Source organism: Terriglobus sp. ADX1 (assembly GCF_036877645.1).
Taxonomy (GTDB): Bacteria; Acidobacteriota; Terriglobia; order Terriglobales; family Acidobacteriaceae; genus Terriglobus.
This window is the reverse complement of the sequence record NZ_JAEDXV010000013.1, coordinates 1-16,951: the sequence shown is the minus strand read 5'-3', so window position 1 is coordinate 16,951 and position 16,951 is coordinate 1. Positions and strand designations below refer to the sequence as shown.

Annotated in this window: 15 protein-coding genes; 5 read left to right on the top strand and 10 right to left on the bottom strand. The window is 58.1% G+C overall.

The window, feature by feature from the left end:
- Entirely contained in the window at window positions 1-2,301 is a 2,301-nt protein-coding gene (locus tag JAO32_RS10295; protein ID WP_334239971.1) for an alpha-galactosidase, read from the bottom strand.
- On the opposite strand from JAO32_RS10295, the gene aroB reads away from it, so the two are divergent.
- The 3 genes from aroB (at window position 2,300) to JAO32_RS10280 (ending at window position 5,495) form a co-directional block, all read left to right on the top strand.
- Window positions 2,300-3,415, top strand: coding sequence for a 3-dehydroquinate synthase (gene aroB, locus JAO32_RS10290; protein WP_334239969.1), 1,116 nt, complete (start codon window positions 2,300-2,302; stop codon window positions 3,413-3,415). The genes JAO32_RS10295 and aroB overlap by 2 nt on opposite strands.
- Complete coding sequence (gene ubiE / locus JAO32_RS10285; protein WP_334239967.1) at window positions 3,412-4,164, top strand: bifunctional demethylmenaquinone methyltransferase/2-methoxy-6-polyprenyl-1,4-benzoquinol methylase UbiE; 753 nt, start codon at window positions 3,412-3,414, stop codon at window positions 4,162-4,164. The genes aroB and ubiE overlap by 4 nt, the downstream gene beginning before the upstream one ends.
- 284 nt (window positions 4,165-4,448) lie before the next feature.
- Window positions 4,449-5,495, top strand: a complete 1,047-nt coding sequence (locus JAO32_RS10280; RefSeq protein ID WP_334239964.1) for an NAD(P)-dependent alcohol dehydrogenase — start codon at window positions 4,449-4,451, stop codon at window positions 5,493-5,495.
- A gap of 294 nt (window positions 5,496-5,789) precedes the next feature.
- On the opposite strand, the gene JAO32_RS20025 is transcribed toward JAO32_RS10280, so the two are convergent.
- The 5 genes from JAO32_RS20025 to JAO32_RS10255 all read right to left on the bottom strand — a co-directional run bounded on the left by JAO32_RS20025 (window position 5,790) and on the right by JAO32_RS10255 (window position 10,640).
- Window positions 5,790-6,284, bottom strand: a complete 495-nt coding sequence (locus JAO32_RS20025) for a sugar phosphate isomerase/epimerase family protein (RefSeq protein ID WP_443082589.1) — start codon at window positions 6,282-6,284, stop codon at window positions 5,790-5,792.
- 479 nt (window positions 6,285-6,763) lie between these two features.
- A complete protein-coding gene (locus JAO32_RS10270; RefSeq protein ID WP_334239958.1) occupies window positions 6,764-7,138 on the bottom strand; it encodes a hypothetical protein in 375 nt (124 codons plus the stop codon).
- A 21-nt stretch (window positions 7,139-7,159) separates the two neighbouring features.
- Window positions 7,160-8,809, bottom strand: coding sequence for a cellulose synthase family protein (locus JAO32_RS10265; protein WP_334239956.1), 1,650 nt, complete (start codon window positions 8,807-8,809; stop codon window positions 7,160-7,162).
- Window positions 8,810-8,955: 146 nt separating this feature from the next.
- The gene (locus tag JAO32_RS10260; protein WP_334239953.1) at window positions 8,956-9,843 is read right to left on the bottom strand and encodes an SMP-30/gluconolactonase/LRE family protein; all 888 of its coding nucleotides are present in this window, start codon (window positions 9,841-9,843) and stop codon (window positions 8,956-8,958) included.
- A 350-nt stretch (window positions 9,844-10,193) separates the two neighbouring features.
- Window positions 10,194-10,640 carry a hypothetical protein gene (locus JAO32_RS10255; protein WP_334239951.1) on the bottom strand — a complete coding sequence of 149 codons (447 nt, stop codon included), beginning with the start codon at window positions 10,638-10,640 and terminating at the stop codon, window positions 10,194-10,196.
- 93 nt (window positions 10,641-10,733) lie between these two features.
- Between JAO32_RS10255 and JAO32_RS10250 the strand changes: the two genes are divergently transcribed.
- Together JAO32_RS10250 and JAO32_RS10245 are read left to right on the top strand one after the other, a co-directional pair.
- Entirely contained in the window at window positions 10,734-11,687 is a 954-nt protein-coding gene (locus tag JAO32_RS10250; protein WP_334239949.1) for a PLP-dependent cysteine synthase family protein, read from the top strand.
- A gap of 176 nt (window positions 11,688-11,863) precedes the next feature.
- Window positions 11,864-12,019, top strand: a complete 156-nt coding sequence (locus tag JAO32_RS10245; RefSeq protein ID WP_334239947.1) for a hypothetical protein — start codon at window positions 11,864-11,866, stop codon at window positions 12,017-12,019.
- Between the two features lie 24 nt (window positions 12,020-12,043).
- On the opposite strand, the gene JAO32_RS10240 is transcribed toward JAO32_RS10245, so the two are convergent.
- The 4 genes from JAO32_RS10240 to JAO32_RS10225 form a co-directional block, all read right to left on the bottom strand.
- Window positions 12,044-13,048, bottom strand: a complete 1,005-nt coding sequence (locus tag JAO32_RS10240; RefSeq protein WP_334239945.1) for a L,D-transpeptidase — start codon at window positions 13,046-13,048, stop codon at window positions 12,044-12,046.
- Between the two features lie 24 nt (window positions 13,049-13,072).
- The gene (locus JAO32_RS10235; RefSeq protein WP_334239943.1) at window positions 13,073-13,786 is read right to left on the bottom strand and encodes a DUF4230 domain-containing protein; all 714 of its coding nucleotides are present in this window, start codon (window positions 13,784-13,786) and stop codon (window positions 13,073-13,075) included.
- 44 nt (window positions 13,787-13,830) lie between these two features.
- The gene (locus JAO32_RS10230) at window positions 13,831-15,033 is read right to left on the bottom strand and encodes a TCR/Tet family MFS transporter (protein WP_334239941.1); all 1,203 of its coding nucleotides are present in this window, start codon (window positions 15,031-15,033) and stop codon (window positions 13,831-13,833) included.
- 456 nt (window positions 15,034-15,489) lie between these two features.
- Window positions 15,490-16,404, bottom strand: coding sequence for an OmpA family protein (locus JAO32_RS10225; protein WP_334239939.1), 915 nt, complete (start codon window positions 16,402-16,404; stop codon window positions 15,490-15,492).
- Window positions 16,405-16,951: the final 547 nt, after the last annotated feature.

Here is a 16,951-nt window from a genome sequence, read left to right as displayed (position 1 = left end):
CTAATTCACGCGCTCAAACACCACAGCCGTCGAATCGTAATCATCACGCAGATTCAACTGCACACCTGCGCCCATCAGCACAGCACCGCTCACCGTCTCTTCCCCGCGATATTTCTGCGGATCGAGCGCACGCACGCGATACATGGCATTCGCATCAAGTCCCTTCAAACGCACTGGCGGATACGCCACACGCAGCCGCTGCGAATGCAGATACGCCAGCAACACCGCCTGCGAACCGTCGCGCGAAACATATTCCATCTGCGTCTCATCGCGATCCAGCGGCGACTGCAAACGATACTGCGCGCCCTGCTGCACCGTTGTACGAATCGTCTTGTAGAACGACACCAGCTTCGCACTCAGCGCCATATCGGCATCGCTGAACTTGTTCAGATTGTTACCAATGCCGAGCGCGCCTTGCATCGCAACCACAAAGCGATACTGCAGCGGGATGCCGCGCCGCTCTGGATGCGAAACATCCGTCGTCCACGCCACCATAACCTGCGGCGTATACGCGTATGAGAAGCCATACTGCAGATCAAGACGATCCAGCGCGTCAGTGTTGTCGCTTGTCCACACCTCATCGGTGCGTTGCAAAATGCCCAGGTCAACGCGACCACCACCGCCGCTGCACGATTCAATCTCCAGCTTCGGATGCTTCTTGCGCAGACGATCCAGAACCTCATACAGGTTCTGGACATACTTCACATTGATCGCCTTTTCCGCATCCACATCACGATGCGCCGCACTCGTACCCGGCGCCGTATCCCATCCCGGCTCACTCCAGTTGCGGTTGTAATCCCACTTCAGATACGCAATGTCGTTCTCGCTGACCAGCTTATCCAGCCACTCAAACATCCATTCCTTCACGTCTTCGCGCGCAAGGTTCAGCAGCAATTGATTGCGCTGCTCCGTGTGCTGACGATCCGGCATCTGCATCGCCCACTCAGGATGTTTGCGATACAGATCGCTGTTCGGGTTCACCATCTCCGGCTCCACCCAAATGCCAAAATCCATACCCAGCGAATGCACCTTATCAATCAGCGGCTTCAAACCATTCGGAAACTTTTGCTTGTTCAGATACCAATCGCCAAGTCCGCGATGATCGTCATTGCGTTCGCCAAACCAGCCATCATCAATCACGAAGCGCTCCACGCCCAGCTTCGCGGCCTTCTCCGCCAGTTGCATCTGCATCTGGTCAGTGAATTTCATCTCCGTAGCTTCCCAACTGTTGTAGACAATCGCGCGGGGCTTCGGCGGCTGCCCAACTCCCTGCCGCAGCGGCAGAATCTCATCCGTCTGAAAACGATGCAGCACACGCGACGCCGCACCCTGCCCGCCATCGGTATAGCCCGCATAAAACTTTGGTGTTTCCATCGACTGCCCTGCTTGCAGCGTCGCATGGAAATCAAACGGATTGAATCCACCGGTCACCTTCACCATGTGCAGGCTGGTGTCTTCCACCGTCAAGCGCCAGCTTCCGCTCCAGCCAAGTTCACCAAACCAAACCGGCCCCGCATCTTCTGTCGTCTGATCCGTGCGACCAATCGCAAACCAGGGATTTGCGCGGTGCGACGTACTCCCCTTACGGCTTTCCAGCACGCGCTCGCCCGCCTGAATCGTTTCTTTATGTAACTGCCACTCACCCGCCCACATACCCGTTAACCAGCTCAGGTTGTAGGCTGACTTCTCCGTCTCGGGATATTGCGGCAGCGTCCACGTGGCACTCGCGGCCTGCTCCAACTGCACCGGCGTCTTACCCGTGTTTTCAATGCGCGACCACCGTGCAATCACGCCTTCCGGATACGCCTTGTAATACAGGTGAACGCGCAACGGCTGCGCCGTATCCTTCAGCACCACTTCCAATTCATCAGCACTCGTCTTCGCCGATTCAAACTTCAAAATCGACGTACGATCCCCATTGCTGAAGTCCGCCTTCAACGCATCTTCCGTGAACAAGCCTTCGCCCCACGCCGGATACTCCAGCGGCGTCGTCGAAATCTGCGGATCAAACGAAGCGCGTTCCGGTGGCGCCTTCGCCGCAGGCAGCGCCGCATTCGCAGGCAGCTTCGGCCCCCAGTACAGCGACTGCAACATGCCCAGGTCATTCACACCCACGGCATACGTCATCGTGCCCGCGCTCACAAACCAAGTCTTCTTCGCGGCATCTTCACGTACCGCAACCTGCGCCACCAACGAAGAACTCGCCACAGCGCACAGAACCAGCGAAACCATCTGCTTCAGCATGTCAGCCACTCTACCGCGCTCAACGCCCCGCTGGCGACCCTGCGATAATGAATCCATGAGCGATATCCGTGTTGAAGCTGCGTCCGCAAGCTACACCGTCCATGTGGACCGCAACCTCCTCGCATCCATCGCAGAGCGCACCGCGCCCCTCGCCAAGAAGATTTCGCAGGTCTTTATCGTCACCTCGCCTGAAATTGACAGCCTTTGGGGAGCGCCCGTCCGCGCCGGATATGTAGCCCTCGGCAAACAGGTAACAACCTTACTCATCCCCGCAGGCGAATCGCACAAGCGCATGACCACGATCGAGCGCCTGCTCGAAGAACTCGCCCAGCACGGAGCGGATCGCGACACGCTCCTCGTCGCGCTTGGCGGCGGCGTCCTCGGCGACATGACCGGCTTCCTCGCCGCCATCTGGATGCGCGGCGTGCCCTTCATTCAGGTGCCCACGACGCTGCTCTCGCAGGTGGATTCATCCGTGGGCGGCAAGACCGGCGCAAACCTCGCCGCAGGCAAGAACCTTGTCGGAGCCTTCTACCACCCGCTCGCCGTCTTTGCAGACCTCAACACGCTCTCGACGCTCCCGCCGCGCGAACTCCGCGCAGGCCTGCAGGAAAGCGTGAAAGCCGGCGTCATTCGCTATCCCAACCTCTTCCTCTTCATGGAAGCGAATAAGGAAGCCATTCGCAACGGCGAACTCGCAGTGCTGCAGCCCGTCATTGAAGACAGCATCCGCATGAAGGCCGAAGTCGTCGAAGCCGACGAACGCGAAAGCGGCCTGCGCATGATCCTGAACTTCGGCCACACCGTCGGCCACGCCATTGAAGCCGCCACCGGCTACAAGCAATTGCTGCACGGTGAAGCCATCGGCTGGGGCATGATCGCCGCCGTCCGCCTGTCACAATCGCGCAACCTGCTCGACGAAGCCACAGCAGAACGCATCACAAACCTCGTGCATGCCTTTGGCCCACTGCCTCCGTTCGAAGCAGAGGCGCAGCGCCTCGTCACCCTCACCGGCTCTGACAAGAAGAAGCGCAGCGGCACACTCTCCTTCATCCTGCCCACCAGCATCGGCACAGTCGATATCGTGCGCGACGTCACAGAAGCGGAACTCCTCGCCGCTGTCGAATCCATGCTTGCAGAAATGCGCGCAGCCAACGCGGTGACCGCATGACCGCTTTGGAAGCCGCAAAAGGCGCGCGTCCCGAAGGCGCAACAACCGACGAAGAAGCAGCCATCGCCGTACAGAAAATGTTCGATGAGATTGCGCCGCAGTACGATCGCGCCAATCACATCCTCAGCATGGGCATGGATCGCGTCTGGTGGAACAGCACCGCACGTTTCTTTGACGCAACACTGAAGCAGCCACAATCGCGCGTGCTGGACCTGTGCTGCGGCACTGCGGACATGACGGCAGCCCTGCTCGCACGTCGCCCTGCAAACGCCGATCCCATCCTCGCCGTCGACTTCTCGCACGAGATGATCGAACGCGGCCGCATCAAGATGCAGGGCAAGCCCGTCGAGTTCGTCGAAGCCGACGCCCTCAACCTGCCCATCGCAGACGCATCGCTCGATCTCGTCGTTAGCGCCTTCGGCTTCCGCAACCTCGCGGACTACAACGCAGGCCTGCGCGAAATCCGTCGCGTACTCAAGCCCGGCGGCCGTATCGGCATCCTCGACTTCTCCATGCCACCCGCACCGCTGAAGCAGATGTACCGCCTCTACTTCCGCCATGTTCTGCCACGCATCGGCGGCATGATCTCCGGTTCGCAGGATTCCTACGCGTATCTTCCCGCCAGCGTGGAGCGCTTTCCTGCGCCAAAAGACTTTCTGCGCATGATGGAAGCCGCATCATTCACCGCAACCCGCTGGCAGCCGTATCTGTTCGGCATCGCGGGCCTCTGGTCCGCAACCGCCCTGTAACATTTGGGTGCCCCACGTCTCGATTTTGAGACCTGGGCATTCGCTCGTACGGAGTACTGTGAACCAGCGAAGCTCCTACGAACGAAGTTCGTCATCCTGAGCGAAACGAAGTGAAGCCGAAGGACCTGCATTCCTTTCAGCCCACTACAACGCATCAGAAGACCCCAAAACGCGTCGTCATCCAAACCGAAGCGCGAACCGCGCATCTTCGCAGTCCCTCACTGCATCCAATTCAACGAGCCGGGGACCCACGGCGATTCACAACACAGTACAGGAGCATCACGATGTCACAGGCATCCGGTTACGCCGCGCAGTCGGCAAAGACACCCCTTGGCCCCTTTTCGTTCGACCGCCGCGAGCCCGGCCCGAACGACGTCGTCATCGACATCAAATTCTGCGGCATCTGCCACTCTGACCTTCATCAGGCACGCGACGAATGGGGCGGCGGCATCTTCCCCATGGTTCCCGGCCATGAAATCGCAGGCGTAGTCCGCGCTGTTGGATCAGCCGTTACGCATTTCAAGGTTGGCGACCACGTCGGCGTAGGCTGTTTCGTCGATAGCTGCCGCACCTGCATCGAATGCACCGCAGGCGACGACAACTACTGCCAGAAAGGCATCACCCTCACCTACAACGGTCTCGACAAACAGGGCCAGCCCACCTACGGCGGTTACTCCGATCACATCGTAGTCGACGAGAACTACGTTCTTAGCATCCCTGAAAACCTGCCGCTCGACGCAGCATCGCCGCTGCTCTGCGCAGGCATCACGCTGTACAGCCCGCTGAAGCATTGGGGTGCGGGCCCCGGCAAGCGCGTCGCTATCGTTGGTCTCGGCGGCCTTGGCCACATGGGCGTCAAGCTGGCACACGCGATGGGCGCACACGTCACCGTGCTGAGCCAGACGATGAAGAAGGCTGACGACGCGAAGAAGCTCGGCGCAGACGAGTTCTACGCCATGAACGATCCGGAAACGGTGAAGAAGCTCGCCAACAGCTTCGACCTCATCATCAGCACCGTCGGCGTATCCATGGACTTCACACCGTACCTCGCCATGCTGAAGAAAGACAGCACCATGGTTCTGGTCGGCGCACCCGAAGGCAACTCGCAGCTCAACTCCTTCGGCCTCATCGTCAACCGCAAATCCCTCGCCGGTTCCATGATCGGCTCCATTGAAGAGACGCAGGAAATGCTCGACTTCTGCGGCCGCCACAACATCGTCAGCGACATCGAAGTCATCAAGGCCGATTACATCAACGAAGCCTACGAACGCATGCTGAAGAGCGACGTGCGCTACCGCTTCGTGATCGACCTCGCTTCACTGAAGAACTAAGCCAAAATCACAAACAACAAAGGGCATGGCGTAAGCCATGCCCTTTATGCTTTCAATAGGAATTTCACACCAGCGAGGCTGTCATTCTGAGCGAAGCGAAGAATCCCCGCGACGCTGATCTGCCACAAACTTAATCCGACTCCGTTGCACGAAACCAACCAGCTTCGCAAAGCGAAGCTCATACGAACGAAGTTCGTCATCCTGAGCGAAACGAAGTGAAGTCGAAGCATGCCCTAAGCAAAGCGAGCGGGGATCAGCATTCCCCACCGTCGCTCGAACGCATCAGGAAGACACTTACTTCTCGTTCAACACGCGAATCTCATAATCCAACTCGCGCCGAGTCTCTTCAACAACACCGCGCCCATCCGCGCCCACATACTCAAGCTCGTAAAAGCACGGGATCTTCCATCCGCGATCGCGATTCATCTTCAAGATCTGCGCAGCAGGTGTCACCCCTTCACCAAACGGAACGCTCGCACCATCGTTGGCCTTGCGGTCATGTACATGCATGTTCGTAATCTTGTCGTGGAGTGTCTCCACCGCAGCCACAGCATCAAAACCGCTCGCTGCATAATGTGCAACATCCAGGTTGATACGGAACATGGACGACATAGCCAGCACCTGGCGAAAGTGATCCATGCTCGCCAGATCATCCGGATCCTTCGTCACCGCATGGTTATGAAACGCCACCGTAATGCCATGCTTCTCCGCAAACGGAGCCACACGCTTGGCCACAGAAACCTTACTGGAAGCCGTAATCAACTTCACATGCAGCGCCTTAGCCGCCATAAAGCCATGCTCAATCTCTGCATCGGTCATCGTCGGCTCAAAGCTGTAGTTATAGGCAAACAACCCCACACGCGCCATGTTGAAGCGACGCAGAATCTCTGTGAAATGATCCGCAGGAGTATTCGTTCGCCACGCACGCAGCGCGCTCCTGCGACTATCCCGTTCCGCTTGCGAAAGCTGATCAGCAGGCTGCGTCTGCGCACCACTCCACGGCGACCAGTAGCGCACCGGCAACGCAAACGGCTCTGCCTGCGGCGCCCACAACTCCAGCAGATTCACCTTCAACTGGCGCGTGCCATCCAGAATCGTATCGATGGCCTGCAGTCCGCCCTGCCGCACATTGTGAAAGGTGTACGTCTGCAATCCAAGCTGCACGCCACCTACATCCAACGCCCACGATGGCATGGACAGCAGCGATGCCGCAGCACTCATTCCCTTCACCAGTTGCCGACGATTCAACATGCCATTCCCCTGTGCGCTTAGCTCAATTGCAAATAAGCGGGAATCGCACATCCCACCAGCACACAAAGCATCAGCAACACAGTGTCACCTATGGTCTGCTGGTGCGGCGCCTTGCTCCAGGCGCGGAGCATCGCAAGGCAAAGCAACGCCGCAATCACTGCTAACGTCACGGCGGCCAACGGCATCGTCGAGAAAAAGTACAGCCCGGTGCAGGCTGCAGCCGCACCCGCCACAATCCACGAGAGGCCAAGCTGCGTATAGTACGCACGGCTCATCCGCGAACCTTCCGTCAACACGCCGCGTCCTTCGCGTGTAATCAGAAAACCCAGCACGATATGGACCGCAATCGCGGCCAGATATCCAAGCACAATACCTGCAAAAGCCGTCAACATGGACTGCCTCCAAACGTTCTTCTAGATGCCGACAGGATACGGCTTCTCGTGCAATTCCGCACCCGGATTTCCGCCGCGTTCAAAACGTCCTTGCAGCAGGCTCAACAAACCGGTGTACCAATAGCCCAGCACAAACAGCAGCAGGAAAGGAACCGTGAAGTAATTCTCGCTGCTGAACGCATACCAGACTGTAAACGCGAAGTAACAACCGATCGCAAGTTCAATCCACGGAATAATGCCGAGCCGCTTGCGATACTTCTTCGCCGCAACCGTCGCCTCGCCCTTCTTCTGCACGCGATACTTCGGCGTACGGGCGAACGCACTCTGCACACCGAACAGTGCTTCCATCACGGCCTTGGTATTCGTGATGGTCAAACCAACACCCAGCGCCATCAAAAACGGCAGATACAAAAACGTCTTGTACCAGGTCTTCGGGAAAAGCTCTTTCTGCGAAACCAGGTAGAAGCTTGAGATCGACATCGTGCTCGCCATGAACAGCGGGAAGTCAATCAACAACATCTGCACCCAGCCCTGCCACGAACGAATAATCATCGCGGGCATCAGCAACACGCTGAGGACAATCATCAGCGGATAGCTGATGTTCGCCGTCAGGTGATACCACGCCTCCAGCTTCGTATGCTTCGGCGCATCGCTCGCCAACACACGCGGCAAAATCTTCTTGCCAGTCTGGATCAATCCCTTCGCCCAACGCGCCTGCTGCGTCTTGAAAGCAGTCATCTCAATGGGCAATTCTGCCGGGCATTCCACATCCTGCAGATACTTGAACTTCCATCCCTTTAACTGCGCACGATAGCTCAAGTCGGTATCTTCGGTCAGCGTGTCATGCTGCCATCCACCGGCCTCGTCAATCGCCGTACGACGCCATGCACCCGCCGTGCCGTTGAAGTTAAAGAACACACCCGCGCGCGAACGTCCGCCATGCTCCAGCACAAAGTGGCCATCCAGCAGAATCGCTTCCACCTGCGTCAGGAAGCTGTAGTTGCGATTCAAATGCGTCCAGCGCGTCTGCACCATACCCACGCCCGGCTCTGCGAAATGGTTCACAACTTTGTAAAGCCAATCATGCGGCGGCACAAAGTCCGCATCGAAGATCGCGATCAACTCGCCTTTCGCCGTCTTCAAACCTGCATCCAGCGCGCCAGCCTTATAGCCATGACGATCCGTGCGATGCAGATAATAGATCGGCTGCGGCGGCAACCCTGCGGTGCCCTCCGCATACTTGCGCACAATCTCTGCAGCCACTTCGTGCGTCTCGTCAGTCGAGTCATCCAGCACCTGGATCTCAAACCGGTCGCGCGGATACTCAATCCGGCAGCACGCATCCACCAGCCGATCCACCACGTACTGCTCATTGAAGATCGGCAACTGGATCGTCACAAACGGCAGTTCGCTCTCCGCAAACTTCATCGGAGCGTTCGTGCTCGTCGCTTCCTTCTTCTTGTTGCGGAAATACAGCCACACCAGTTGGTAGCGGTGGATGCCGTAAAACGCCAGGATCACCATCACAATGAAGTACGGAATCAGCAGCGCAATATCAAAACTGTTCCAGTGATACATGCCCTTGAAGGTGTTCTGCATGTAGTGGGTCTTCCAGTAGTGCTGGAGACCGTGCTGCTGCTGAAACAGCAGAGTCAGGACAAGGGTATGCATTGAGGTGAACAGAAGCGTTGCTCCGCAGATGAAAATGGCTCCCCTGATTCTACCGGAGCAGGTCAAACCATCTGATAAATCGCAATTTGTGGGTGATAAATAGGGTGCCCCACGTCTCGATCTTGAGACGTGGGTAACCAATCCACCTACTTCAACGCAACCGGCACAGCTTTACCTGCGCCACGTTCGGCAATCCACAGCGTGTCACCCGCCGGTTCCACACCGGTCGGCGTCTTCAAGCCGTCCTTGATCACCGTCACATGCGCACGATCGCCGTCGATTGTTAATGAAGCCACCATGCCGCTGCCATTCGCCGCCACGTAGATTTTTCCGTTCGCAGCCCGCATACCATCCGGCCCCTTCACCGGTTGGTCCATCCAGATATCCACCGGAGCGCCCGGCTTGCCATTCGCATCCACCGGAATCCGGTACAGCTTGTTGAAGAACACGTTGTTGATATAAAGCACGCCATCCAGGAACGTGATGCCATCAATGCCGTTCAACACGCGGTTATCAGAAAACATCTCTGCACTCGTCGCACCCGGAGCCAGGCGATAAATTCTCCCCACGGCGGTATCGGAGATATACAGCGCTTTGTCCGGGCCAATGGCAAAGTCGTTGCAGGTGGTGTTGTCGCCCGGCAGTTCCCAGCGCAGCTTCTGCGCGCCCGTCTTCAAATCAAACCCACGCAACGCCGTATGCCGCTGCGCTGGCTTCGTATTCGGCACAGGCGTCAGTTGGCACGTCCAAAGCGTGTTCGTCGCCCCATCCGCCAGCATGCCAAAGAAGAACGTCCCCGGCCCCTCGGCGCTCGCGTCCACAAACTTTTCTGCCGTCTTCGCGCCCGGAGCCACCTTGTACACAAACGGCGAACTCGCGCTGCCCACGTACAGCGTTCCACCGGGCGCCACAGTCAGGCTCTCCGGCTGCGACTTCTCATCGCCAATCAGCACCTGCGCCGACGCAATGCTCCCTGCCAGTCCCACACCAAAAGCCAGGCCAAGCGCAAGGCCGCGAACACAATTCATCGTCATAGCAGAACTCCGCAGAAAGGAAATGGAAATGCCCTTGAAGAGGCAGACGAAGGATACCGCAAGCCCCACATCTCGCGTAAGCGCCAACATTCTCCACCAAACCCAGCGAAGCTCCAACGGCCAAAGGCCGTCATTCTGAGCGCAGCGTTCCCAGCGCAGCTCATACGGTCGAAGACCGTCATCCTGAACGAAGCGAAGCGGAGCTGAAGGACCTGCATTCCTCTCAACCCTCCACAACGCAACAGGAAAAACCGAAAACGCATCGGCAGCCCAAAACCGGGTGCCCCAGGGTCGCGGAGCAAACGAAAAGGCCGGAGCAAAAGCCCGGCCTTCATCCAACCCACAAAACCTTAGTGCGAATGCACCTCGCGGCCAGCCACGCGATCGTACATGTACTTATCGCTGGTAGTGCCCAGGCTCTCGTTGTACAGCATCGTCGCGCCTGCGGCCTCATCCAGCTCCTGCTGGAAGTCGTGAATCGCACGCAGATGATCCGCCGTAGCCACAATCTCCAGCTTCCCGGCCTTCAAAAATTTCTGATAGCCCTTGTCCACCAGGCTGGCAATCTGGCCATTCAGTACCCATCCAGCCCGCGACACAATCTCCGCCGGTGCCGGTGCGGGCGTAATCTTTTCGTTCGCGGCAGGATTGGGTCGGATCTCCGCAGCCACGCCATACTTGGAAACGCGATACGTTCCCGAACCGCCGCCGCCCTGTGCAACATCAAACTTCTGCGAACCCAGCGCGGATAGAACATCGTTGAAGCTGCGCTTCTCGGTCTTCTTCTTGAAAAACATGGAACGTCCTCGGGCGGTTTTTCCGTTCACGAACGCAAACGGGTTACGATTTACTTTCGCATATTGCAGGCAGGGAGAGCCAATCAGATCATCATGGCAGCCACCGCTACCGACGTCTCGAAGCTAGGAAAAAGTGTCGTGGAGCGCATTGGGAACACCCCAATGCTCAACCTGACCCGTATCGTCAGCCACCTCCCCGGCATCACCCTGCTGGGTAAGGCGGAGTTCGCCAACCCCGGCGGCAGCGTCAAAGACCGCCCCGCCCTGAGCATTGTGCAGGCCGCCATGGCCGCCGGTGAATTGGGCGACGCCAAGCCCGAGCGCGCCCTCCTGGACGCCACCAGCGGCAACACAGGCATCGCCTACGCCATGCTGGGCGCGGCCCTGCAGTTCCCCGTCACCCTCTGCGTCCCCGCCTCGGCCAGCCCCGAGCGCAAAAAAATCCTGCAGGCCTACGGCGCGGAAGTCATCTTCACCCCCGCGGGCGACGGCAGTGACGGCGCCATCCGCAAAGTCCGCGAACTCTACCAGTCCGAACCGGACAAATACTTCTACGCCGACCAGTACGGCAACGACAACAACTGGAAGGCGCATTACCGCACCACGGCCAACGAAATCTGGCAGCAGACCGAAGGCACCCTGACGCACTTCATCGCCGCCATGGGCACCAGCGGCACGTTCATGGGCAACACCCGCCGCCTGCGCGAGCTGAACCCCAAAATCCAGTGCATCAGCATGCAGCCGGACTCGCCCTTCACGGGCCTGGAAGGTCTGAAGCACATGCCCACGGCCATCGTCCCGCCCATCTACGACCCCGAACTGGCCGACCGCAACATCTGGGCGGAAACCGAACCCGCCTACGCCATGTGCAAACGCCTCGCGAGTGAACTCGGCGTCATGGTCGGCGTCTCCGCAGGCGCAAACGTCGACACCGCCCTCCGCATCGCGCAGGAAGAATCCGACGCCGGCCGCGAAGCCGTCATCGTCACCATCCTCTGCGACGGCGCAGAAAAATACCTCAGCGAACGCTTCTGGACAGAAGAGTAAACATCGCCGTAAGTACAGGATGAAGGGAAAGCGTGAATAAAGTCAGTCTGACGAAATGGCCTTTCGGAAAAGCCGTTGTATTCTCTGTCGTCTTGAGTGCCTTGCACGCGGTTCTTCATTTGAGATGGAAAGCACTAAGATATCGCTCCTTTGGGCCACGCCCTCTCGGAGCTCAAGTGTTTATCGCGCTTCAAACCCTCGTTCTTATGGTGATATTCACGATTCTCATGACCCGCGTAAGTGACGAAGAGAGCTCTGCCCCCAAGGGCCGTTATTACCTCGGGTTTGCGGTGGCGTTGGTGGCATGGCTTGTTGCGGATTTTGTTGTGTGAGGAGTGGGAAACGGTACGAAGCCATCACGCCCCAGCACCACTCGCAAACACCACAACCTTCTCCCCCGCGCTCGAAGCCCGCATCGAATCCTCGGTCACCAGCAGCGTCGTACCCGGCACAATCTCTTTATCCAATGCCGCACGAAAATCCTGCGGCAGCCGCACGCGTGCACGCTCCTCTGCGGTCATCTCGTGCGCGCTTTCCCCTTGATCTCCAGACAGCGGCAACTGCAGCCACCGGAAATTCCCGCCATCCATCGACGTCAGCGTGAATCCCATGGTCTCCGTAATAGGGCCGTTCAACGTCACCGTCGCCGACCCAATCAGCACACCATTGCGCAGTACCATCAACCTGCGATCCTCGCCGCTCAGCACCAACGACATCGGCCCCGTTGGACTCTTCTCCGGCTGCCACATCACCGGTTCCTGCTGCGCCTGTTCCACACTTTGCGCAGCCTCCAGCAGATCCGGTGCAGGAGCCACACGCGGCACCGCATCGCTATCCGTCACCACTACCGTCATACCCAGCTTCGTCACGGTGTACAGCTTCTTTGAAAACTCGTACGGCAGGCGAACGCACCCATGCGATGCCGCATATCCTGGCAGATTGCCCGCATGCATCGCCACACCGCCCCACGTCAGCCGCTGCATGTAGGGCATCGGCGCATTGTCATAAAGATTCGAATGATGCATCACCTGCTTCTGTAACACGGTGAATACACCGGTCGGGGTACGATGCCCCTTCTTACCGGACGACAGCGTAGACACTGCGATCAAAACACCATTGCGATACACATACACCCGCTGCAACGACAGGCTCACGATCGCCAGCACAGGTCCCTCGGGCGCCAGCGACGGAGCCCATAAATACTGCCCTGGCTTCAGCGCACGAATCGTATCTGCGGCATCCGGCCCCGTGAGAGGAGGTTCAGCAGGAGGCGGCGGAACAGGCTTTTTCTTTTGTGCAACTGCGGCACACACCATTGAAGCCGCAAGACCCGCCACTACATCCCGCCGCGTCCAACCCATAGACCAAAGCCTCCGAAAATAAACCTACCGCACCGTCACCTGCTGAAATCCCAACCCACGCAACAGGCTTTCCATGCCCGTTCTCGCGTTAGCCCGTGCCGTGTCCAGTATGCCGTCATTCGATGCCGCCTGAAGAATCTGATTCTCCGCCAGCTTTTGCGTATCCATCTCCAGGCTCGGGTCCGCCTGCACCAGCAAACCCGTCGTCCGCGCAAATACCTTCGTCTTCGACGTATCAATCTTCGAAGTAAAAATCTGCGAAGGCGGCAGATCCACCGTCACGGAACGACCATCTACCTTCACTTGGTCCGGCTTCAACTGCGACAGATCCACCCCGGCAATCACCTGCCCATGAACAACAAGGATCAGCCGATCCCCAAACAACAAATCCGGCAACACCGCATTCTGGTGCTTGCCCTCAACCACCGTATCCACGGAATAGCTCACCGTCTCCAGCCGGTTCAGCCGCTGAATCTGGCTCACCACATCCGGCGCGCTGGCATTAAAGGTGTCACGGCCACCCAACAAATAACTCGCCACCTTCCCGGCAGCATCATTGTTGCCGGCATGCCGTAGCAGCCACACCGCGCCCACACATCCCAGCACAAAGAAGATCAACAAGCCCAGCAGCACCGCACCCACGCGGCTCTTCGGCTTTTCCTTGTACGCAATCCGCTGTTCGCGCGCCACCTCTTGCTGACGCCGCCGTTCTTCATCCACCACAGATTCGTTCGCCATACACAGTACGATGCGCGGCGCAAAATCGCGCTGCCTGAGCGCTGTTATACCTCAGCCAATTTTCTCTCACTGGCCTTCCACAACAGCATCGCGACGCACGGCACATACAGCAAAACAGGCGCCAGCCAAATCGCTCCCGGATACTGCGGAATCCGTGTACGCGCCACGGAATACAAGCTGGAAGCCACCACCGGCCCACCCACTGCAATCAAGCTGTTCAAGCTCGTCAACACACCCTGCAATTCACCCTGGCGCGACTCGTCCACGCTGCGTGACAGCATCGACTGCACCGACGGCAACGCAATTCCGCCCAGGCACAGCAACGGCAAAATCGACAACGCCGCCACCGTAGTCGACGCAATGGAATACAGCGCATACCCTGTCGTATCCGCTGCAATGCCTGCCAGAATGCTGCCTCGTTCACCCACCCAGCGTTGAAACCGCTCCGGCAGAATCGATTGAAAAACCGCATGCAGCAGCCCAAACAGCGCAAACGACACACCCACCATGAACGGTGTCCATCCAAAGCGACTGTTGCCGTAAATCACCCACAACACAGACGGCACCTGCCCCACCATGTCCATGGTGCAGAACACGTACAACATGGCCCCAATGCCGCGCAGACGAAACACATTGCGCAGCGACGCAAACGGATTCAACTGCCCCAGCGTAATCCGCTTGGCCTCCGTCACCTTTCGCGACTCCGGCAACACAAACACCGCCAGCACAGCACCGACAATGTTCAACGCAGCCGCCAGATAAAAAGGCGCGCGCAAAGAGTACATGCCGGCAATGCCGCCCAGCACCGGTCCTGCAATGAAACCCACACCAAAGCAGGCATTCATTTTTCCGAACGCGCCAGAACGTTCTTCTTCCGGCGTAATGTCCGCCAGGTAGGCATTCGTCACCGTCAGGTTCGCGCCAGAAAAGCCTGCCAGCGTGCGCGCTGCATACAGAATCCACAGCGTGGGCGCCAGGCCCATCATCAGGTCATCAAAGGCCGTGCCCAACAGCGAAAACAGCAGCACCGGCCTGCGTCCAAAGCGGTCGCTCAACGCACCCAGAACCGGCGAAGCAAAGAACATGCTCAACGCATAAGCAGAGAGCAAATAGCCATAGGCACGCGCAGGATCACCCGAGCCGTGCATCAACGTGCGCAGCAGTTCCGGCAACGTAGGAAAGACAATCCCGATGCCCATGGCATCAAGAACAACAACAAACAGGATAAGAAGGCGGGCTCGCGCCATAAAAAAGAAAACTCCACACACTACAAACATCGTGGTGCCGCAATCTGCGACAGCATGCACAAAGCGCGCTCAGAACGCGCTGCGCAATTACTTCACGGTTTGGGTGGAGATCCTCATCGGTGCGTCACATCAATCCGGAAAGCCGGACCAGTTGTGACGATACCACATCAACTTCTGAGTAAACCGGGCGTGTGCGGGCAAAAAAAACGGCCCTCCGGGAGGAGGGCCAATCTGCCTTGGTTCTCTCTGCTTTGGAGAGGTTGCTTGGCGAGCGGTTCTCTCAAACCGCTCAGCCAATCTTTTTGAGCGACCGGTGCTTCAAGTGCCCCGGCTGCTGAACTTGTCGGCGAAAGAGATTCCTTTCGCGAATCCTTGGTTGCCTTCCCGGAGTTTCACTCTGGGCGCCGTATGCGTGGCTGCGAATACGACGCCCGGTTTTCCCCGGAGGAGGGAAAGTTACTGGAGCGATCCGCCAGCGCTGGTTCCAGTTACGTTGTTGCTCGGACCTGCATTGGACGAAACCGCCGGGCTATCCATGCTCGCCAGGCTGTTATGCAGCAGCGTCACACGCACGCCGTTGGAAACCGTCTGCTCACCGTCAGCCGTGGAACCCGCCTTGGCGCGACCCATACCTGAGCGGTAGATGCGATAGATCGGCACCTGCTTCTCGGTCACGAGGTAGCGAACCACCGAGTCAGCCATTGCAGTCGAGGTCTGTACGCCACCGCGGCTGTAACCTTGCACTTCGATGATGTAGCCCTTCTCGCTGGCCAGCTTGTCGGCCATCTCATCCAGATCAGCCTTGCCCTTCGGTCCCAGCGTGGTGCGGCCCTTGGCGAAAGCTACAGGGGTCGATTCCACAGTCTGGTACTGATCCAGGTTCTGCACCGTTCCGTGCAGGGCTTCGGTCTTCGTTGAAGCTGTGGTTGCGGTTGTGTTTGCCTGGTCGGCACGGTTGCCTGCATCGGTCGCGTGCTGGTCGGCCAGGGTAGCCGCATCGTTAGCCTTCTTGATGCCTGCGGTAGCGCGTGCGTCTACGTCGCGAATGTCATTAGCGTTCTTTGCCTGCAGCTGATCCAGCTCGTTCACACGGTCACGGACCGGGTCCATTTGGCGCTTTACCCACTTCTTACGAGCCAGGGGGTTCATATGACCCCAGAAGCCTTCCTTGGACTGCATCTGCAAAGGCTGACCGGTCGAGTAGCTCGAAGTGTCCGCCGCATCCTGCTTGGCAGGCGCACTCTGCGTCTGCGGCGTGGTCTGGGTCTGGTCTGCACTCTGGGCGTAGGAGGGGATTGCAAGTGCGCCCGTCAGTAGCAGGGCTGAAACCGACAGTGTGGCAGTCTTCAACAAATCATTCTGCTTCTTCATAAGAGTGGTGCTCCTTCCGGGGGAACGTTTGCAGATCTTTCAGTGAAAGACCATTGCAACGCTTTACGCCGGATACAAGAGCAGGCAGCGTGCCAAACCTCAGGCCAATTCTGAAATCCACTTAAGTAACTATTTTTGTGCCACATCCAAGATATGCAAGGGATTGCACACCCAAAATTTCAAGGAATTTTCTTCCCTACGAAAAGAAGAATGTCACCACATTCTGCCCACCGCCTACCCACAGGCATGCAACTGCCTGCCAAAGGCAAATCCCTTGCACACAATGCATTAACCAGAAACGTCCTGCCTAAAACCAGACCGTCATTCTGAGCGCAGCGAAGAATCCCGTCACACTTCACCGCACCAGCGCCGCTCATCCCTTCCGACCACAAAGGCGCATGCCCCAGGTCGCGAAGCGAACCTGGGTTATCGCGCAAAGCGCGATCCGTCGCACGGAGTGCGAACCAGCGAAGCTCCTACGAATGAAATTCGTCATCCTGAGCGAAACGAAGTGAAGCCGAAGGACCTGCATTCCTCTCAACTCACT